Here is a 20,068-nt window from a genome sequence, read left to right on the forward strand (position 1 = left end):
CTCCGCCGTCAGCGCGGCTGTGCGGGAGTGAGCCGGAAGACGCGCAGCTCGCGCCCGGAGCGCTCGGCGTAGCGGTCGTAGACCGGCCAGACCTTCAGCAGCCGCGGCCACAGCTCAGCCCGTGCCTCGCCTTCGACCAGCGTCGCGGTGACGGGGATGGCCCTGCCCCGGTAACCGACGACGGCCTCGGGAGCGTGCAGCAGATTCGTCGTCCATGCCGGGTGCCTGTCCCGTCCGAAGTTGCTGCCGGCGACGATGAACGAGCCGTCCGGCTCCGGCATGCACGCGAGCGGCGCCTGGCGTGGCCGGCCGCTGACGCTCCCCGTCGTGGTCAGCAGGAGGCTCGGCACGAGCGATTGACCGAGCAGCAGCCGCCCACGCGACGCCCTGTACAGCGCGCGGTCGAGCGGCGGCACGACCTTGGGCCCGACCGCGGCGAACCACGCGGCGCCCGACACGCGGTGGAAGAGCGGACCCATCACGCGCTGGAGCATGGTCCGGCGGCTGTCATCGATCATGTGACTGGCCCCTTCCGGGTGGCCGACCTCGGCCATGATCGCTCGATGACGCCCAAACTAGTGTCTGCTTGCGCAGGTGGGAGGCAACGCCGAAAACGTGTCGTAACGGTAACGCCTCGGTTCTCGGACTGCGTCTTGTTCTGGGTCACCCGTCAAGTCATGCTGGACATCCTGGAACGTTCCACCACATCGACGTGGAGGCACTTATGAGGATCGGGCTGGCCGGGGCGGGACGGATCGGAGCGAGCCACGCTGAAACGCTCAGCGGGCTTTCCGAGATCGAGTCGCTGCTGATCGCCGACGCCGACGAGCGCCGGGCGGCGGGGCTCGCCACCGCTCTGGGGGACCGAGCCCGTCCGATACGTGCGCTCGAGAGCGTGGACGAACTGTTCGAGGCCGATCTCGACGGCCTGGTCGTGGCGGCGGCCACCGACGCGCACGCCGAGCTGGTCAAGCGCGCCGCCGCCGCTGGGCTGCCGGTGTTCTGCGAGAAGCCCGTCGCGCCCGACGTCGCCGGCACGCTGGACGTCATCGAGGCCGTACGCGAGGCACGGATCCCGGTCCAGGTGGGCTTTCAGCGCCGCTTCGACGCCGGATACGCCGCCGCGCGGGACGCGGTGGTCACCGGGCGGCTCGGCTGGCTGCACACCGTACGGTCCTGCACACTCGACCCGGCGCCCCCGCCCAAGGAGTTCGTCCCGGTCTCGGGCGGCATCTTCCGGGACTGCGTTGTGCACGACATCGACAGCATCCGCTTCGTCACCGGGCACGAGGTCGTCGAGGCGATGGCCGTGGGCGCCAACCGGGGAGATGAGATCTTCCGGGAGTGCGGCGACGCCGACACCGCCGCCGCCGTGCTCACGCTCGACGACGGCACCCTCGCGCTGATCTCGGCCAGCCGCTACAACGGGGCCGGGTACGACGCGCGCCTCGAGGTGCTCGGCTCCAAGGACAGCGTCGTGGCGGGACTGGACGAGCGCACGCCGCTCACGCGCGCCCAGGACGGTGTCGGGGCCGGCCACGTCTACGGGAGCTTTCAGGAACGGTTCGCGGGCGCGTACGCGGCCGAGCTCCGGGCCTTCACCGACCTGGTCGCGGGGCGGATCGAGAGCCCCTGCACGCCGGAGGAGGCGCTGGAGGCCTTCTACGTCGCCGAGGCCTGTGAACGCTCCCGGCGCGAGGGCGCGGCCGTGCGGATCGACGAGGTCAGAGTAGGTGGCTGACCGTAGATGATCGGCCGGGCCGCCGCCAGGAGACGGCCTGATTCGTACGCGTTTTTCCTTGAGATGTGATCGGTCCGACGGTCATCATCAAGGGCCATCGGGGTGATCGACGCATGACACCCGCTTTTCTGTGATCCCGAGACAAGGAGAAGAACTGATGAAGCGCTTCGCGACCGGTGGCCTGGCCGCCGTCGCCTTGGTGGGCGTCCTCGCTCTGAGCTCGTGCAGCAGCTCCGGAGGCAAGGAGGCGGCCGACAAGGAGAGCAAGGCGGCCGCCGGCGGCGGCCCTCGAATCAAGATCGCCATGGTGACGCACTCGGCTCAGGGCGACACCTTCTGGGACATCGTGCAGAAGGGCGCGAAGGCCGCGGCGAGTAAGGACAACGTGGAGTTCCTCTACTCCGCGGACCCTGAGGGCGGCAAGCAGGCCCAGCTGGTGCAGGCGGCCATCGACCAGAAGGTCGACGGCATCATCGTGACCCTCGCCAAGCCCGAGGCGCTCAAGGACGTGCTGAAGAAGGCCACCGACGCCAAGATCCCGGTCGTGACCATCAACTCGGGTGCCGACAAGTCCGCGGAGTACGGCGCACTGGTCCACTTCGGCCAGGACGAGAAGGTGGCCGGCGAGGCGGCCGGTGAGGAGTTCAACAAGCTGGGCTCCAAGAAGGCGATCTGCGTCATCCACGAGCAGGGCAACGTCGGTCTCGAGGACCGCTGCGCCGGCGCGAAGAAGACCTTCAAGGGGCAGATGGAGAACCTGTTCGTCCAGGGCTCGAACATGCCTCAGGTGAAGTCGTCGATCACCGCCAAGCTCCAGGCCGCCAAGGACACCGACGCGATCCTCACGCTCGGCGCGCCCTTCGCCGCCACGGCGGTCGACTCGGCCAAGGAGGCCGGCAGCTCGGCCAAGGTCGCCACCTTCGACATGAACAAGCAGCTGATCACGGCGCTGAAGGACGGGTCGATCCAGTTCGCGGTCGACCAGCAGCCCTACCTCCAGGGCTACGGCGCGGTAGACGAGCTGTGGCTCTACAAGAACAACGGCAACGTGGTCGGGGGCGGCCGGCCGGTGCTCACGGGCCCGGCCATCGTGACCAAGGAGACGGCGGACTCCATCGGTCCGTTCGCCGACCGGGGAACTCGCTGACCTCACGGGGCGCCCCTCACGGGGCGCCCCGTCGTCGGCAGAAAGGAGACCAACACCCGTGAAGACCATCGCGCAACCCGCCCAGCCGGCAGAGCCCGCCGCGCTGGACGAGCGCGTCGCCCGCAAGTCCCCGCTCCGCCGGCTCCTCGGGCGGCCCGAGATCGGCGCGCTGATCGGCGCGCTCGCGCTGTTCGTCTTCTTCGGCGTGACCGCCGACACGTTCCTGACGGCGAACGCCTTCTCGACCATCCTGTACGCCAGCTCGACGTTCGGGATCATGGCGGTGTCGGTCTCGTTGCTCATGATCGGCGGCGAGTTCGACCTGTCGGCCGGCGTCATGGTGACCACCTCGGCCCTCGTCGCCTCGATGTTCAGCTACCAGCTGAGCCTCAACGTCTGGGTCGGCGTCGCCGTCTCGCTGGCCGTCTCGCTGGCGCTAGGTTTCGTCAACGGGCTGCTGTACGTGAAGACGGGCCTGCCGAGCTTCATCATCACGCTCGGTACCTTCTTCATGCTCGCCGGCGCCAATCTCGGCGTCACCAAGGCGATCAGCGACAACGTGGCGACCCAGTCGATCGCCGACATGGCGGGCTTCCAGGCGGCCAAGGACGTCTTCGCCTCCGACCTGCCCATCTTCGGCATCCAGGTCAAGATCACCGTGTTGTGGTGGCTGGTCATGGTGGCGGCGGCGACCTGGCTGCTGCTCCGCACCCGCGCCGGCAACTGGATCTTCGCCGTCGGCGGGTCGGCCGAGAGCGCCCGGGCGGTCGGCGTGCCCGTGGTCAAGACCAAGATCGCGCTGTTCATGGGCGTGGCCTTCACGGCCTGGTTCTCCGGCATGCACCTGCTCTTCGCCTTCGACTCCGTCCAGTCCGGCGAGGGCGTCGGCAACGAGTTCTTCTACATCATCTGCGCGGTCATCGGCGGCTGCCTGCTGACCGGAGGGTACGGCTCGGCGGTCGGGGCCGCCATCGGGGCCTTCATCTTCGGGATGACCAACAAGGGCATCATCTACGCCGAGTGGAACCCGGACTGGTTCAAGTTCTTTCTGGGCGCGATGCTCCTGATCGCCACGGTGGTCAACCTGGTGGTCCGGCGCCGCGCGGAGGTGTCGGAATGAGTGACACGGCACCGCTGGTCCGGCTGGCCGGCGTCGGCAAGCACTACGGCAACATCATCGCCCTGCAGGACGTCTCGCTGGAGGTGGCGAAGGGCGAGGTCGTCTGTGTGCTCGGCGACAACGGCGCCGGCAAGTCCACGCTCATCAAGATCGCATCGGGTCTGCACCGCCATGACTCCGGCACCTACGAGGTGTCGGGGGAGCGGGTCGAGTTCGGCTCGCCCCGCGAGGCCCTCGACCGGGGCATCGCCACCGTCTACCAGGACCTCGCGGTCGTCCCCCTCATGCCGGTGTGGCGCAACTTCTTCCTCGGGTCGGAACGGCGCAAGGGCATCGGCCGGCTCGACATCGACTACATGCGGCGCACCACCAAGTCGGAGCTGCTGGAGATGGGCATCGATCTGCGCGACGTCGACCAGCCCATCGGCACCCTGTCCGGCGGCGAGCGACAGTGCGTGGCCATCGCCCGGGCCGTTCACTTCGGCGCCAAGGTGCTGATCCTGGACGAGCCGACCGCCGCGCTCGGCGTCAAGCAGGCCGGTGTGGTGCTGCGCTACATCGTGCGCGCCCGTGAGCGCGGTCTCGGCGTCATCTTCATCACCCACAACCCGCACCACGCCTATCCGGTGGGCGACCGCTTCCTGCTCCTCAAGCGCGGGCGCGGCATCGGCTACCACCGCAAGGAGGAGGTCACCCGGGAGCAGCTGACCGCCCTGATGGCCGGCGGAGCGGAACTCGAGGAACTCGCCCACGAACTCGAGGGCGTCGAATCCCAAGCGGCTCAGGACCTCTCGGCCGATGCCAAGCGACTCGGTCTCACCGACGCCTGAGCCCCGGCCGGCCCGGCCTCCCCGCGACACGGGCCTTCGCGGGCGTTGCCGGCTCACGACCGCGGATCCCCGCCGGGACTCCGGCTCCCGCCGGCCGGCGGGGGGTCCGCGGTGCCGGACGGGTCCGCGGTCGCGAACGTCGACAGCAGCAGCGTGCCGAGCCGGTCCGCGTACTCCTCCCGCGACCAGCCCCTGCCGTCGAGCAGTCCCTCGAGGACGTCGAACGACATCAGCGCCCAGAGCATGTCGGCGGCCGAGTCGGCGGTCCAGGCCGGGTTCAGCCGTCCCTCGGCGGCCAGCCGGTCCGCGAGCCGGCGGCAGCACGTGTGCCAGTGCCGCAGAACGAGGTCCCAGTGCCGCGCGGCGTCGGCGTCGGCATGCCGTACCCGCTCGATGGCGCGGGCGAACGGGATCATGCGGGTGTGATATCTGGCCAGGTGACGGGCCCATTCGTCCAGCGCCGCCACCGCGTCCGGCGCGGCCCAGACCGGGCGCAGCGATCCGTCCAGGTCCTCGGTCTCGTTGACGTAGTGGAAGAGCGCGGTGATGAGCTCGGTACGGGAACCGAAGTGCAGGTAGACGCCGCGCCGTGAGACGTCCGCGCGATCGGCCACCGCCGCCATCGTGAGCGTCTCGAACCCCTCTTCCTCCATCAGGGCGCGGGTCGCGGCGAGGATCGCCGCCTTGGTGCGGCGGCTGCGGGCGTTGGCCGGCTGTGCGATGGGCTTCACTCGGCGGCCCCTCGGTTGAATTTCACAGTGTGTGCACTTTACTATGTGCACTCGATGTGAAGTTTATGGAGGGCCTCATGAGCGCAGCCGCCACCTCGACCGAATGGGACATCGAGTTCCTCGACCTGACCGCCTATCTGGCACGCGTCGGGTACGACGGTGACCGGGCCCCCACCGCGCGCACGCTGCGCGACCTCCACCTGGCGCACACCGCCGCGATCCCCTTCGAGAACCTCGACATCCCACTCGGCCACGGAATCCGGCTCGACCTCGCCGGCCTGCAGGACAAACTCGTCCACCGCTCCCGGGGCGGTTACTGCTACGAGCAGAACCTGCTGTTCGCGGCGGTCCTCGAGCGGCTCGGCTTCGGCGTGACGCGGCTGCTCGCCCGCATCCGCAACGGCAGCGACAAGATACGACCGCGCTCGCACGCGACACTCCGCGTCGAGGCCGAAGCCGAGGACGGCGCGGGGGAGGGCTCGGTCTGGCTCGCCGACGTGGGCTTCGGCGGCGAGGGACTGCTGGAGCCGATCCCGCTGACCGCGGGAACGCCGGCGCGCCAGGGCGGCTGGAGCTTTCGCCTCGACCGGGAGGACGGCGGCGTCTGGGTGCTGCGGTCGTTGCACTCGGGCGGCTGGTTCGACCTGTACGCGTTCACCCTGGAGGCGCAGCCGTACGCCGACTTCGTGGTGAGCAACTACTTCACGTCCACGAATCCGTCCTCGCCCTTCGTCGGTCAGGCGGTCGTGCAGCGGACCTCCGCCGACGCGCGTCACTCGCTGCGGGGCCGCGACCTCACCGTCACCCGCCCTGACGGCTCCGCCGACCACCGGACCCTCACCGACGAGGAGTTCGCCGGCCTGCTGGTGACCACCTTCGGCATCGCCCTGGACCAGGCCGACGCGATGCGCGCCCTGAGCGGGATCGATGCCCCTCCTGCGGGCTGACCGCCGCGTGCCCTCCCCTCGGGCGGCTCAGCCGTCGCGCCACTCCACGCAGGTCGGCCGGGCCCTGGTGCGGTAGAACTCGCGGGCGGCGGCGTACGCGGCATCGCGGCGGATCGCCATCCACCTCGGGTATCTCACAAAGCCGTGGGCACCGTGACGGGCGAGGGTCGTGCTCTCGTCTCCCTCATGCGGGCCTCTGCCGACGACGCGTTCGCCGCCCTCGTCACCGGTCTCGTACTCGATGAAGCTGTCATCGCCCCCGAGTACGAGGTACATGTACGGCGCCCCTTCGACATCGATCGCCGAATCGAGAAGGGCGATGACCGGGTTCCGATCACGGCGGGCCGCCCGGTCGATCTCGTCCAGGCCGTGAACGAGCTCGTCCTCGGACTCCGGAGAGAAGTCGAGACCGCGTTCGTCGGTCAGCCCCCACCGTCCGGGCGGCCACTCCCGGTCATGGACCGCCCACTCGATGCCGGTGGGACGCAGGCCGGTGAGGACGTACTCGATCACCGCGCGGCGCGCCGTGCCGGGACTGACCCGCGCGACGGTGGCCGGCACGGTGATCAGGCCCGCCGACTCCGACTCGAGCACGCTGAGCATTTCGGCGGGCGGAAGTTCGACGGCGTAGGAGCGGTCGGGCAACCAGCGCAACGCCGCCGCCCGGCCGGCGTCCACGTCGATGTCGATCCGCAACTCCACGGCACTGCCGTCGAGGTCGAGACGCAGCTCCTCGGTGCTGTCGACCCGGCCGAGGTACATCGACTGTCCACGTACGCCATGCGGCACGTATCCGTTGGAACAGTGATCGAAATGTTCCGCCGTGCCGGCGGCGTCGGACACCTCGTAACGGTTGCCGTAGTAGTCCCCGATGAAGCGGATCACCGGCCGAGCCTACCGAGGGCCGGCGATCTCGAGCGGCCGTTCGCCGCCCTCGTCGAGGGCGGTCAGCCGAGCTGGTTCAGGCCGACGAGGTTGCCGCAGGTGTCGTCGAACACGGCGCCGATCACGTCTCCCATCGGCGTCGGCTCCATGGTGCCCCTACGGCGAGCTCGTGCCTTGTGCGGCTATTCGTGCGGTTGCCAGATCGTTGAATGATTTCTCGGGCAGACTGAGGCGGTGTCGTCGGTTGATCGAAGAGGGGCCATAAGTGGTCGTTGTCGAGGTTGAGGGACGTGCGGGAACCGCACCCATACAGATCGAGGTCGCGGAGGCACCGTCTCCCGAGATGACGGACGTCTACGGGGACGAGGCGACCCGGAACGTTCGCGAGAAGGTGGTGCGGCTCGCTCGCCCGCTCTTCACGGAGGCGCTCGACCTGGTCAATTCGTGCGCCGCGGAGGTGAAACAGCGACTTGACGGGATGGCGGACGGAATTCGCCCGGACGAGTTCGAGATGCAGTTCGCGGTCAAGCTGGACGCCAAGCTCGGTGCGGCCATCGTGGAGTCGACCAGCGGGGCCCAGCTCCAGGTGGTGCTCCGATGGAAGGCTCAGGAGTGAACGAAGCGGCGGGCTTCCCGCTCCTGCCGTACAGCTACGTGGTCGGCCAGGACGCACTGCGCCGCGCGCTCGAAATCGCCCACGTGCTGCCCGCGGTCGGCGGGGTGCTGGTCAGCGGCGAGCGCGGTACGGCCAAGTCGACGACCGTACGGGCGTTCGCCCGGATGATGTACGGCGTCCTGCCGGTGACATTGCCGATCAACGCCACCGACGACCGGGTGCTCGGCGGCTGGCAGATCGACGCCCTGATGCGGGGGGAATCCCGTCCGCAGCCGGGACTGCTCGAGAGCGCGGACGGACAGCTCCTCTACATCGACGAGGTCAACCTCCTCGACGACCACGTCGTGAACATCATCCTCGACGTCGTCTCGACCGGGCTGCTGGTCGTCCAGCGGGACGGGCTCGACCGCCCCGAGGTACCCGTCTCGTTCACCCTGGTCGGCACCATGAACCCCGAAGAGGGCGGGCTGAGGCCGCAGCTGCTGGACCGGTTCGGCCTTGTGGTGCCGGTGCGAGCGGAACTGGACCCGCGGGTACGGCGCGACATCCTGATGACGGCGTTGCGGTTCGATGAGGAGCGGGCTCGGCCGGACTCGGTGTGGTTGGAGCGCGGCGCGGAACTCGACCGCGAGCGCCGGGACGCGATCGAAACCGCCCGCGCGGCCGTCGCCGACGTCCGCCTCGGCGAGGACATCGCGTCGCTGTGCGCCAGGATCGCCGCGGAGTTCGAAGTGGCGGGTCACCGCGGCGAGATCGTGATGGCGCAGGCCACCCGGGCCAATGCCGCCCTGAACGGCCACTCGGAGATCACCCCGGCCGACGTGCGCGCCATGGCCCCGCACGCGATCATGCACCGGCGGCCGGAGGCCGCGTACGGCGAGGGCATCGAGTGGACCGACAAGGACGACGAACGGCTCGACCAGGTCCTCGCGGAGGGCTGAGCGTGCGGGTCGGCGAGAGAGTGTCCACCGCGCTGGCGTGCGCGGCCCTGGATCGGGGGCTCTCAGGTGTCCTGCTCTTCGACCTCGATCCGGCGCTGGCCCCCGCGGTCGCCCGTCGGCTCGCCGAACTGCTCGCGGCGCCGGGCCAGGTCACCGTCGTGGGCGCCACGACGACCGAGGACGACCTGTGGACCCGGGTGCGCCCGTGGCCTGCGGAGTGGGCGGGCTTTCGCGGTGCGCCCGGACCACTGGTCGGGGCGGGCCGGCCGCCCGGCGTGATCCTGGTACCCGACCTCGCAAGGCTCGGGCTCGCCGCAGGCCGCGCAGCCGTCACCACGATCGGCGCCGACGTGGCCCATCTGGAGCGCATGGGACGGCATGTGACCTGGGCGCCGAGTGACCGTTGGCTGGCCACCTGCCGTCGCGACGACATCGGCCGGGTCTCACCCCATCTGCTCGACCGTTTCGCCGTACGGGTCGACGCCGCGGGCCTGCGGCCGGGCGCGGAACCCATGCTCGCGGAACCGGCGCCGTCCTGGCGCCGGGCGGTGCGTGCCGGCCTGCTGCCGGGCCTGTCCGTCGCGGCGGCGGACCGGGTCATCGAACTCATCTCGGCTCTGGGCGTGGGCGCGCGCCGCGATCTATCGCTCGCCCGGATCGCCCGTGCGTTGGCGGCACTCGGCGGCGCGTCCGTCGTGGAGGCCCAGCATGTGGACGACGCCGCGCACCTCATCGGGCTGTCCGCGCCGACCACGGAGGAGCCGGAGCCCGGGCCGCGTGCCTTCGAGGCCGGGCCGGCGGCGCGAGGGGGGCCGCCCGTCGAGACCGAACCGGCCGTCCGGGAGGTCGGCGCGTCCCTCGCGGAGCCCGAGCCGTTGCCCACCGTCACACTGCCCGCCCCTGGGATGTCCCGTGACCCGTATCCCGAGGACCGCGCGGAGCCCGGGCACGAGGCCGAGCCCCTGCGGGCGCCCTGGCGGCGCAGTGCCGACGGCGGGCCTCCGCGCGGTCACCCGATCGGCGTACAGGCCGCCCGAGAGATACGCGACATCGCGCTGACCGCGACGCTGCTCGAGTCCGCGAAGTTCCAGGCTCTGCGCTGCCCGGACCACTTCCGCGGGCCGGCCCTCCATCCGCTGCACGTGCGGGCCGCGGATCTGCGCAGCCACCGGAGGGCACCGCGCCCGGCCCATCTGCTGGTGCTGCTTCTCGACCACACCTGCCGGCAGGGTTGGGACTGGTACGGGGCACTCGCCCCCTACCTCCAGTGGGCCTACTCCGTCCGAGCGGCCGTCGGCGTGGTCGAGGTCGGTGCGGCGGACGCACCGGACGAGCTGTGCGCCCAGCGGTTCTCCGCGCGCAGCCTGCTCGACCCGCGAGTGCGTGAGGCGCTGGAGCGTTCCGCCGGGCAGGCGACGCCGCTCGCGCATGGGCTCAGCCTTGCGGCGCGGTTGCTGCGGCACGACACCCAGCACGGAGACGCGGCCGTCGACGAGGCGCTGCTGCTCGTCGTCACCGATGGGCGCGGCAACGTGCCGCTCCGGGCCAGCCGGACGCGGAGCGCGCCCGGACGGGTCGGCCGCGAAGGTGTCCAGGACGCCCTCGACGTCGCCGCCGAGATCGGCCGGCTGCACCGTGTCCGCAGCCTCGTAATGGACCCGGGCCCCCGCCCGTACGCCCACCTCACCACCGAACTCGCGCAGACCCTCGGCGGCTCGGTCGTGCCGGGTGGGTCAGGCGATGACTGACCCCCGCCGGTTCGCCGACGCGGTGTTCCACAACGCACGGTCCCGGCGATCCGTCCGCATGCCGCACGCGCCGCCGGTGCTGGGGAAGCCCTCCACACGACGCATATCGCCCACGCCGCCTTCGCCACCCGAGGCGGAGGCCGGTCTCGAAACGGGCGAGCCCGCGGTCTTCGACGCCTTCACGGCCGATCTCGGCGTCGGACTCCCCACCGGTACCGCCCTGCTCGTGGTCATCCCGGTGGAACAGGGCGGGGCCGAGGGCTTCCGGCTCCGGGCGGTGTGCTGCTGTGGCCCTCTGGTGGAGTTCGCGGACGTGTACGGCCGCCCGGATCTCGCTCTCGGCTCCCTGGTGGCGGCCGACGGCCTGCTGCCCGCGGACGTCCTGAGCTCCATGCGGACGTGGTCACGGACGAAGAAGAGACTGGTCCGGTGGCTCGACGCGCGGCGTGCGGCTCACGGTGACGAGCTTCAGCTCGTGATCTGGGATCAGACCGGTTACGGCATCCCCTGGGAGCTGTTCTGGCTGGAGCGCGCACCGGGGTCGGGCCGCACTGAGGGCTGGCTCGGTGGCCTGGTGACCGTGACCCGGTGGATGTCCATCGAGACGGCCTGGGGGGAGACGGTCCGCGACTATCGGTCCGAGCACACCTGCGCGGGGCCGGTCGCCGCCTACGTCGCCGCCGACATGGAGCACGACCTCTCGCTGCTCGGTCCGTACCATTTCGAAAGCAGCGACAGCCTGCCCAGGCTGGCCAAGGCCCTCGAGGACGGTGACCCCCTCGCCATGGTCTACGTGGCGTGCCATGGAACCTACGGGACACGCCTGTCCGACTGCGTTCTCGGCGGCGTGCCACTGGACCGCTTCGATCCGAGGAGATTCGACCGGCTCGGACCGGCCGCCACGTTCGTGTTCCTCAACGCCTGCCACTCCGGTTCGCTGGTCGACGACGCCGGCCGGTTCAGGGACCGCGCGCTGCGCGGATTCGCCGAGGTGTTCCTGAGGTCCGGCGCGGCGGGAGTGCTGGCGACCAGCGGCCGGGTGGGCGACCGCCAGGCGCATGAGATGGCCGGTCAGTTGTTCCGCCACCTGCGCGACCACCCTGGCCGGTCGGTCGCGGAGGCCGTGCGCGATCTGCGTGCCGAGATGGCCCGGCTGACCCCCGACGACCTGCTCGACGTGGACGGGCCGGAGGGGAACCGCCGGCTGCTTCCGCTGCTGTACCGCTTCATGTACGTGTTCTATGGGAGCCCGCGTACAGCGGTCTCGCTCGCCACCGCCGAGGGGGTGTGATGGCGTCCGTCGGCATGTTGACGCTGGAGCCGGTGGTCGGCTGGCCGCGCGAGATGGCTCCGGGGCGCCCCTACCTGGTGACCGTCGACCTGCGGCTCGCCGAGGCGGCCGGTGACTGGCCGCATGACAGGGAGGAGCTGCCCTTCACCTGTGTGCTCGAGGGCCCGGCCGCCTTCACCGTAGAGGCGGTCCACGACGCCAGCGTCGTCCTGCATCGGTTCGGCGGCTCGTACGGGCCCGCCGAATTCATCGTGACCCCGCACGCCGAACCCGGCCGCCGCTCTCTCTGGCTCACCATTCTCACCGAGCGGGGCGTCGAGGTCCGCAGGATCGAGCTGCCGGTGGAGGTAGGGGACGACTCCGTAGAGGCAGCGGCCACGACCACGCGCCCGGTTCGCACGGCGGCTCCCGCTGCGGCCCCCGCCGAGCCGCCGACCCCACCGGCAACACGTGCCGTGACCCGGGTGATGGTGGACGTCGAGCCGGTGGCCGGCGGCCCAGGCGACCGCTATCTGCTGAGAGTGCTGAAGATCGGGCCCGACGGCGCTTTCGCGGGCTCGGCCGTCGACCGGAGCGGGCCGCTCACCGTCGACGAGCTTCAGGCCCGGTTCGCGTTCGCGTTCAGATATCTGGTCTCTGACCCGCACGGCCGTGACGATCTGTGGGTCGAATTCGTGCTGCCCGAAGAACTCCTCGGCCTCCCCGTCGATCAGTGGCTCGTCGATCGGCCCGGTTCCGCGCCCGTTCCCGTGGGCACCGTTCTTCCGGCCGTCGTCCGGAGCAGGGAAACGGCGCTCAGCCTGGGCCAGCAGGCCAGGTGGCAGCGCCGCAGCCGCATCCTGCGTCGCCAGGAGGACCACGGTGAACAGGGCCGGATCTTCTGGGTACCCCGGGAGGTGCATGGTTCCCGCTTGCTGTACTCGAACCTGCTCCAGGCCGATTACGTGTGCGCCGTCTTCGAGAGGGCGCCCTACCTGAGCCTGTACGCGCTGCGGTCCGCCGGGGTTCCGGTGGCCGTGTGGTGCCGCACTCCCGGGTTCGCCGAGGAGCTCTCGGCCCGGCTGCGATGGAACCTCGCCGACGAGCCGGTGAGTGATCTCCCGTACCTGGTCCTGCGGCTGCGAAGGGAGGCCGCCGCCGCGGCCGCTCCGGCTCGGCACTTCGGCTCGCACATCACCCTGCTCTGGGACGACGCCGGCGACGAGCCGTCGGTCGCGGAGCCCGAGGCAGTGCCGGAGGAGGGCGACGGGCCGGCGCGGCTCGAGAGCCTGCTGGCGACACCGGGGGTCCACCTCATCGTCGATGGCGACAACGTGGCCCGGCAGGGCGTGCCGTTCGACACCGATCGGCGAGACCGGTTGATCGCCGATCGGCGGAACCGGTTGGTGTCCGGTCTCGGCGAGATCGCCGCCCGGACCGGCGCCGAGATCACCTGCGTCTTCGACGAACCGGTGCCGAGGGAGTCGATCCCGTCGCCGTTGCCCCGCGGCGTGCGGGTGCTCCTCCCGCAGGGACTGGGGGTGGTCAACTTCATCAGGCAGCTCGCGCGGGCCGAGACCGGACGCCCTGTCGCGGTGGTCTCCTCGGACCGAGACCTGGCTCACCTGGTGGAGCAGGCGGGTGTCCACCTTTTGGCGGCCGACGCGCTCTCGCAGGTGCTGAACTCGGAGCGGCGGAGCGATCAGGCACCGTCCGGTCGCTGTGCGATCTTCGCATGCGATATCGCCTCGTTCGGCGATCCCGCGCGGGATGACCGCGTCCGGGAGTACCTGAGGGTCGCTCTGCACGAGAGATTGCGGCGTAGCTTCGATGCATCGGGTGTGCCGTTCGACGGCTGCCACCACGAGGATCGCGGCGACGGTGTCATCATCGTGCCGCCGCCGGACCTCGATCCGGCCATGTTCCATCCGATCGTCGATCGGTTGAACGGAGAGTTGCGACGGCACAATGAAATGACGGGGCAGGTCACGCAGCTCCGGCTCCGCGTGTCCATGCACATCGGCGAGGTGGCGACCGACCCCCACGGCATCGTCGGCACTGCGGTCATCCATGCGGCCCGCCTGCTTGACGCGCCGCACTTCAAGAACGCGCTCAACTCCTCACACGCCCACCTCGGCTTCATCGTTTCGGCCGGCGTGTACGAAACGGTGATACGACGTGGCGGGGAACTTCTCGAGCCCGATGAATATGCGCCGATCGAGGTCCAAATGAAGGAGACCAATACCACGGCATGGGTCAGGATCTTCGGAGTGGGCGGCGACAGCATCCACCGAGAACCTGAACTGGTGGGAGCGGGCATCGTCCCATCGGCGGGCCCGCAAAGTGGACCGTGGGATGTTCAGAGCCTGTTCGAGGTCGTGGACGGCCTTCTCGCACTACCGATCATGGCCATATCCGAAGGCCGTGACCAGGTGGTGTCTTCTCTCCCCAGCGATGTGGCGATGCGGATCTCACGACATAGTACGGCCAACTCGGACACCTATTCCATCCTGCGGACATGCCTGGACTCACCTGGCGGTCTGCAGGATCTGCTCACGATTCTCAGGGCGTTCTCGGGTGACTCGGCACCGATGCACGCACTGGAGGCGACCATCGAAACCCTCGCGGCCGGACCCGAAGATCGCCCATAAGCCCTGCCAGTAGCCGGGCGAGGGCGGAGGCAGCACTGCCAATGCAATCCCCCAAGGCGACCCATTCACCATGAGCGGTTGAGCTCGCGGCGCTTGACGGCGTCGAGGAAGGCGATCCAGTCGCGCCGACCCACGACCAGGCGGGGACCACTGGGGTCCTTGGAGTCGCGGACGGCGACGGCCGTGCGCAGTGACGCGACCCCGACACAGTTCGCGTTGGAGCCGCTGCGGGTCGACTTCCGCCACCTCAGAACGGCGGATTCCGATGGCCTTGGCGGGTTCGTCACCGTGTTCACTCCCGCTCATGCTCGTTTGCTATCTGGGCAATGAGGTCCTGCGACTCGGCGGGACTCATCGCCACGTCAACGAGCATATCCATCTGGAGGCGGAAGAAGGTGATCTGTTCGGCTTCTTCGAGGAAGAGGCCAGAGACCTTGTGGTCGAGATAGACGACGGGTTTGTTTCGGGCGAAGTTGAGGATTCTGAACGACCCGTCGAGTCCAGTGTGCTCACCAAGTTCGAATGGAAGCACCTGGAGTGTCAGCTGGGGTAATCGACGGCCTCCAGTAGACGGTGCAGTTGGCGCGCCATGGCAGTACGGTTTCCAAGGACACGGCGCAGCGCGGGTTCGTCGACGATCGTGTGGAATGTCGGCGGGTCGCTACGGCTCAGGATCGCCTGACGCCCCATTCGCGCGGCGACCCGCCCCTCCAGGTCCGGCTCTTGTACTCCGCATGCGCGCATTACGGCGCGTGTGTAGTCGGGTGTCTGGAGCAATCCCGGGATGAGTAGCGGCTCGAAGTCGAAGATCGAGGTCGCCTCACTCTCCAACTGGATCAGAGTCCGTGACTCCTTGGACAGCCCGCCGATGATCTCCCACCAGCCGCGCTCGCCGGAGCGCTCGGCCATGGTGAGCAGCCGTTTGTGCTCGGCGCCGGTCACCTTGTAGACCACGAGCAGCGATGCGACGTCGGTGGGGCGGATGCCCTGCTTTCCGGTCTCGATGCGGGAGACCTTCGACAGCGGCCAGCCGAGCCGTGCTTGTGCGGCGGAAGTGGTGGCGAGACCGCCCCGGGAGGAAGGAAACCACGGATGGGGATCGGGCCTCAGGGCAATGCCGAAGCAACTCCGCCTGTGCCTCCGCCGCGGCGGCGCTGGTCGCGGAGGCCGCGGAGCTGGCGGCCGAGACGGCGCCACGGCGCTTCTCGGTCTGCGCACTGGACTTCGAGGCCGAGGACGGAGCCGTCCTGGCCTGGGGTATCGCCTTTCCCGAACGCGTCGTCCTCTGCGAGCTGGCCGGCCGCCCCGCGGGCACGTTCGTGTCGGCCGACGCGTACGCCTGTGGAAAATTCGAGTTAAATCTGCATGCTTTGCAGTTTCAGGTAGTTCGTCCAAGGAGATGACGTGGGGAAAGGTGCGACACGGGTCATGTAGTGGATCCATGAACGCATCCATTGTCGGGCGTGACAATGAATTCGCCCTCGAGGCCCCTGTTCCGCAATCTCGATTTGGCCTGCATGGGCTTGAATTCTCCAAGGAGGAATTTCCATGGGAATTCGCCGGCAAACGGCAGCTACCATATCCGGCCTGGTTTTCGCGGGAACGGTCGCCCTCGCGGTGGGGCAGGCGTCCCCGGCGGCTGCGGCCTCCCCTGCCACCGTCCAAGTCATGACCGCCGCACCCGACCAAGGAATGATCGGCCGGCCCGAGCCTCGATGCCGCTGGGTTTGCGACGCGCAGCGCCCGCGGCAGGAGCAGGAGCAGCAGATGCTCAGAGGGGAGCAAGGGGCGCTGCAGGCGCAGGAGGCGGTGCGAGCTCGGCAGCGGCAGCTGCAGGAGCAGGAGCAGGAGCAGGAGCAGGAGGCGGCCGGCGGACGCTAGTCGCAACTGCAGGAGGTATTCGGGTAAGGGTGATCTGACCTTCACCGTATATCGATCGGTGTATCACCGCAGGCCGCTGACTAGATGGTTAGTTCGATGTGTCTGTGGATGGGCGGGTGTCGCTGATCCACTTGGCGAGCATGCGGACCCGGCCGGTGTGCTCGTCGTGGCCGACGACCACGGGCGGCTCGTTGTAGGGCATGGTGTCCGACGAGCGGCGCAGCTTGACGTACTGGCCGCACGCGTCGATCGCGTACGGCTCCATGTCGTCCTGCAACGCGCCGATGACCGTGATGCCGTGCGTCTCGCCGATCTGGCGGAACAGCGCGACGGCCTCGCGGCGGTGCTCCTTGCCCAGGTTGCGGCCGAGCTCGTCGAGCACGAGGACGAGCTGGGTCCTGGCCTCCTCGCCCGGGCGGCCCGTCGAGCTCGCCAGCGCCGCCGCGCAGACGAGCTTGACCGCCTTCTCGTCCATGAGCGCGGTGTTGGCCCGCCGGTTGTACGGCACGTACCGCTGGCCCTCCGAGCGCCGCCACTTCGGCACCACCCGCCAGCGCCACTCCTGCTCGGGGCCGCCCGGGGGCTCGGGAGTGGGGAACTCCAGGGTCGCGCCGTACCCGCCGTAGCCCAGGTCGAGTTTCTCGAACTCCTCGGAGACCCGCTGCAGCCGGGACCGGATCGCCGCGACCAGCGTGGCGCGGTGGGCGGTGCCCGCCTCGGCGGCCTCGGACGCCCCCTTCTGCGCCTTCTCCAGGTCGGCGCGCCGCGACGTTTGCTGGATCTCGATCTGGCGGCGCTGGTGCCGTTCGTAGTCCTCCTGCTGGCGCAGGTACGCGACCAGCCCGCGCATCAGCCTCGGGAAGGTCGCCTGCTCGCGCTCGCTCCGCCGGCCGGCCCCGTCGGCCCGTTCGTTCAGCAGGAAGCGGATCTCCTCCGGCATGTCCTCGTCGTCGGTGCCGCCGGGGAAGACGTGCCGGAGCCCGTCCGCGAGGTGCCGGTCGGCCGAGTGCCACCACTCCTCGGGCGTCCATGACCGCTCGTCGGGAACGAGCGCGAGCAGCCGGTCCGCCGCGCCCTCCGGCGTGCCGCCCCAGTCCTCGAGCAGCCGGTCAAGGCCGAGCGTCGCTCGCCGGGCGGTGAGTTCGGCGATCTGCTCCCGGGCCTGGTCCCGGGTGCGCTCGTGCGCGTCCCGGCGACCGCGCAGCCGGTCGATCTCCAGCGCCATGGTGTCGGCCCTGGCCTGCAACCGCCGCACGCTCTGCTCGGCGGCGCCCAGCTTGGGGCCGAGCCGGGCCTCGCTCGTGGCCAGCCCCTCGAGCTGCTCTCGCAGCCCGGTCATCTGCTCGCGCATGTCCAGCAGGCGTTCGGCGGCCCGTGCCGCCTCGAGCCGCCGGGCGGCGAGGGCCACCTCCGCCGCGGCGTCCGAGGCGCGCCGCCCCGCGCGGTCCAGATCCTCACGCGCGCCGTCCAGCGCGGCCCGCGCCGCCTGCACCCGCGCCGCCCGTCCGGTCACCGGCTCGGCGAAGCCGCCGACGATGAGGACGCCGGCCCGGTCGGCGCCGACCGTACCGTCTCCGTCGGCATCTCCGGCGCCGCCTCCGTCACCGTCACCGGTCAGCGCGGCGAAGAACCGCCGCAGCGCGAGCCGGCATCGCACGCCCTCGGGCAGCCCCGCGTCCTCGCCGTCGTGATCATGTAGTAGGTCACGCTCGGCGGGCACGATCATCGAGCCGGGAAGACCGCGGAGCGACCCGACCGCCGCGTCCACGTCGCCCGACGCGACCACGACGGCCTCGCGGTAGGGCCACAGCGCCCGTTCCCACCGGTCCCGAACCGCCTCGCTCAGCTCCACGGCGTCGAGCAGGCCGACCGCGGGCACCTCGGCGGCGGCGAGCGCGTGGATCTGGTCGCGGGCGATGCTCTCCCCGGCCTCGGCGGCGGCCAGGTCTCGCTCGGCCTGGGCCAGCCGGCCTTTGGCGAGGCCGAGGTCCTGCTGGGCCTCGTCTCGCCGGGCCTCGGCGGCGTCCCGCTCCTTTCCGGCGGTGGGCACGTCCCGGCCGTCGGCCTCCCGCTGCCGGTCGTCGAGCGCGGACGCCTGGCGGCGCAGCTCTTCCAGCCGGTTGCGGGCGACGGCCTTGTCCTCGCCGATCTGTTCAGCCTGGCCCTTGAGCTCGGCCAGGACGCCGGTAGCCTCGACCAGCCGCTCTTCCAGGGCCCCGCCGGTGAGCTGCTCGATCTCGCGGTCCACCGCCTTGACGGCGGCGGCGGTGTCCGCGTTCTCCTGGCGCAGGCGCTCCTGCTCGGCCGCGTACGAGCCGTCCCGTTCGGCCGCGTCGACCACCAGCCGGGCCTGCCGGGTGCGCCAGCAGCGCTCGGCCGCCGCGACCTGCTCGCGGGCCCGGTCACGCCGGTCGAACGTCGTCAGCAGCGACCGGGCCTCCGACTCCCACTCGGCCAGCCGCTCGACCGCCTCGGCCGCCTTGGCCAGCTCGCGATGCTCCTCGCCACGGGCCTTCCGCTCGGCCTCCAGCTCCCGGTCGAGCCCGGTGAGCGCGGCGATGGCGCTGAAGATCCGCTCCGGGGTTATCTCGTTGAGCGGCTGCGACAGCAGGTTGGTGGCCACCTTGCTGCGCACGGAGGTGGACAGGAACGACACGCAGCGGACCCGCCCTCCGTACAGCACCCGGCCGAGGTCCTTGGCCACGAAGTCGCGCCGGCCCGCCGAGCGGGGGAGCACGCCCCACAGCCGGTCGGCCATGCCGACCCGTTCCGCCTCGGACGGAGCCGAGGCCAGATGGACGCCCTCCCGCCAGCGGATCTCCAGATGTGGGGCGTCCGCGTTCACTCGCAGCCACACCGTCAGCGCGGTGTCCTCCGGCCGCTGCGGATCGGAGAAGACACCGATGATGTAGCCATGATCGGCGCTGGCCCACTGGCTCTCGCCCTGAGCCGCGAGCTCGGCGTTGAACAGCAGCTCGGCGACGGCGCGGGCACCCGAGGCGAACCGCCACTGCTCGTCGCCGAGCAGCGCGGTGATCGCGGCGATGAACGACGACTTCCCGGCGCCGTTGGAGTCCTTCGGTCCCTGCCCGGCCACGACGATCAATGTGCCCGGCACAGTGGGCACCGGGTGCGTGGACAGCCGGGAGATGTTGATCGCCTGGAAGGCGACGAGAGTCCGGTCCCCGACGACGTCGACGTCGTCGCCCGGCCGCGCCGCGGCGGCCTCCGCCGTGCGAGCCGCCGTACGGGCCGCGCCGCCCCTGCCGACGTTCTTGCCGACGGCTTTGCCGGTCTTCTTGCGAGTCTTCGTGCGGGTTTCGTCGGCCACCGTCTCGGCGGTCTTTGCGACGTCGTCGCCGGTCTCCTTGGCGGCGTCTGCCGAAGTGGCGGTCACGCGTCTCCCCCTTGTCGCGGACTCCGGTTGCGCCGCCGGGCCCGTACGGCCGCCGCGAGCGGCGAGTCCGGCCCGGCGGCCAGGATGAGCTCCTCCTGCAGCCGCCTGCGAGCGGTGTCGGTGAGCCGTTGGAACTGAGGCCCGGGCACGAACCCGCCGGACG

16 protein-coding genes and 1 pseudogene are annotated in these 20,068 nt (G+C 70.4%); 11 read left to right on the forward strand and 6 right to left on the reverse strand.

The window, feature by feature from the left end; genetic code table 11:
- Window positions 1-8 precede the first annotated feature (8 nt).
- Window positions 9-518, reverse strand: a complete 510-nt coding sequence (locus HKK72_RS24775; RefSeq protein ID WP_261987149.1) for a nitroreductase family deazaflavin-dependent oxidoreductase — start codon at window positions 516-518, stop codon at window positions 9-11.
- 206 nt (window positions 519-724) lie between these two features.
- On the opposite strand from HKK72_RS24775, the gene HKK72_RS24780 reads away from it, so the two are divergent.
- From HKK72_RS24780 to HKK72_RS24795, 4 genes are all read left to right on the forward strand, one after another.
- Complete coding sequence (locus HKK72_RS24780; protein WP_187236822.1) at window positions 725-1,741, forward strand: Gfo/Idh/MocA family oxidoreductase; 1,017 nt, start codon at window positions 725-727, stop codon at window positions 1,739-1,741.
- 157 nt (window positions 1,742-1,898) lie between these two features.
- The gene (locus tag HKK72_RS24785) at window positions 1,899-2,888 is read left to right on the forward strand and encodes a sugar ABC transporter substrate-binding protein (RefSeq protein WP_187236823.1); all 990 of its coding nucleotides are present in this window, start codon (window positions 1,899-1,901) and stop codon (window positions 2,886-2,888) included.
- Between the two features lie 58 nt (window positions 2,889-2,946).
- Window positions 2,947-4,008, forward strand: coding sequence for an ABC transporter permease (locus tag HKK72_RS24790; protein ID WP_315987430.1), 1,062 nt, complete (start codon window positions 2,947-2,949; stop codon window positions 4,006-4,008).
- Window positions 4,005-4,838 (forward strand): ATP-binding cassette domain-containing protein, encoded by an 834-nt coding sequence (locus tag HKK72_RS24795; protein ID WP_187236824.1) that lies wholly within the window; start codon window positions 4,005-4,007, stop codon window positions 4,836-4,838. Before HKK72_RS24790 ends, HKK72_RS24795 begins: the two co-directional genes overlap by 4 nt.
- 53 nt (window positions 4,839-4,891) lie before the next feature.
- Here the strand turns inward: HKK72_RS24795 and HKK72_RS24800 are convergent, their stop codons facing one another.
- Window positions 4,892-5,569, reverse strand: coding sequence for a TetR/AcrR family transcriptional regulator (locus HKK72_RS24800; RefSeq protein ID WP_187236825.1), 678 nt, complete (start codon window positions 5,567-5,569; stop codon window positions 4,892-4,894).
- A gap of 77 nt (window positions 5,570-5,646) precedes the next feature.
- Between HKK72_RS24800 and HKK72_RS24805 the strand changes: the two genes are divergently transcribed.
- Window positions 5,647-6,516: an arylamine N-acetyltransferase family protein gene (locus HKK72_RS24805; RefSeq protein ID WP_187236826.1), complete on the forward strand. Its 870-nt coding sequence runs from the start codon at window positions 5,647-5,649 to the stop codon at window positions 6,514-6,516.
- A 27-nt stretch (window positions 6,517-6,543) separates the two neighbouring features.
- On the opposite strand, the gene HKK72_RS24810 is transcribed toward HKK72_RS24805, so the two are convergent.
- Window positions 6,544-7,401, reverse strand: coding sequence for an Imm1 family immunity protein (locus tag HKK72_RS24810; RefSeq protein WP_187236827.1), 858 nt, complete (start codon window positions 7,399-7,401; stop codon window positions 6,544-6,546).
- Window positions 7,402-7,744: 343 nt separating this feature from the next.
- Between HKK72_RS24810 and HKK72_RS24815 the strand changes: the two genes are divergently transcribed.
- From HKK72_RS24815 to HKK72_RS24835, 5 genes are read left to right on the forward strand one after another with little or no spacing between them, the layout of a single operon-like run.
- Entirely contained in the window at window positions 7,745-8,017 is a 273-nt protein-coding gene (locus HKK72_RS24815; RefSeq protein ID WP_187236828.1) for a CU044_2847 family protein, read from the forward strand.
- The gene (locus HKK72_RS24820; RefSeq protein WP_187236829.1) at window positions 7,999-8,958 is read left to right on the forward strand and encodes an ATP-binding protein; all 960 of its coding nucleotides are present in this window, start codon (window positions 7,999-8,001) and stop codon (window positions 8,956-8,958) included. The genes HKK72_RS24815 and HKK72_RS24820 overlap by 19 nt, the downstream gene beginning before the upstream one ends.
- 2 nt (window positions 8,959-8,960) lie before the next feature.
- A complete protein-coding gene (locus tag HKK72_RS24825; RefSeq protein ID WP_187236830.1) occupies window positions 8,961-10,706 on the forward strand; it encodes a hypothetical protein in 1,746 nt (581 codons plus the stop codon).
- A complete protein-coding gene (locus HKK72_RS24830; protein ID WP_187236831.1) occupies window positions 10,699-11,997 on the forward strand; it encodes a CHAT domain-containing protein in 1,299 nt (432 codons plus the stop codon). The genes HKK72_RS24825 and HKK72_RS24830 overlap by 8 nt, the downstream gene beginning before the upstream one ends.
- The gene (locus HKK72_RS24835) at window positions 11,997-14,627 is read left to right on the forward strand and encodes an NYN domain-containing protein (protein ID WP_187236832.1); all 2,631 of its coding nucleotides are present in this window, start codon (window positions 11,997-11,999) and stop codon (window positions 14,625-14,627) included. The genes HKK72_RS24830 and HKK72_RS24835 overlap by 1 nt, the downstream gene beginning before the upstream one ends.
- Window positions 14,628-14,692: 65 nt before the next feature.
- On the opposite strand, the gene HKK72_RS24840 is transcribed toward HKK72_RS24835, so the two are convergent.
- Window positions 14,693-14,923, reverse strand: a complete 231-nt coding sequence (locus HKK72_RS24840; RefSeq protein WP_315987431.1) for a DUF397 domain-containing protein — start codon at window positions 14,921-14,923, stop codon at window positions 14,693-14,695.
- Window positions 14,920-16,082: pseudogene (locus HKK72_RS41325) on the reverse strand (helix-turn-helix domain-containing protein). Before HKK72_RS41325 ends, HKK72_RS24840 begins: the two are co-directional and overlap by 4 nt.
- A gap of 213 nt (window positions 16,083-16,295) precedes the next feature.
- Between HKK72_RS41325 and HKK72_RS24855 the strand changes: the two are divergent.
- Window positions 16,296-16,508, forward strand: coding sequence for a hypothetical protein (locus HKK72_RS24855; RefSeq protein ID WP_187236835.1), 213 nt, complete (start codon window positions 16,296-16,298; stop codon window positions 16,506-16,508).
- A gap of 88 nt (window positions 16,509-16,596) precedes the next feature.
- Here HKK72_RS24855 and HKK72_RS24860 read toward each other — a convergent pair whose 3' ends face one another.
- Window positions 16,597-19,905 carry a chromosome partitioning protein ParA gene (locus tag HKK72_RS24860; protein ID WP_222721095.1) on the reverse strand — a complete coding sequence of 1,103 codons (3,309 nt, stop codon included), beginning with the start codon at window positions 19,903-19,905 and terminating at the stop codon, window positions 16,597-16,599.
- Window positions 19,906-20,068: the final 163 nt, after the last annotated feature.

The organism is Actinomadura sp. HBU206391, assembly GCF_014323665.1.
In the GTDB taxonomy this organism is placed as follows: domain Bacteria; phylum Actinomycetota; class Actinomycetes; order Streptosporangiales; family Streptosporangiaceae; genus Actinomadura_C.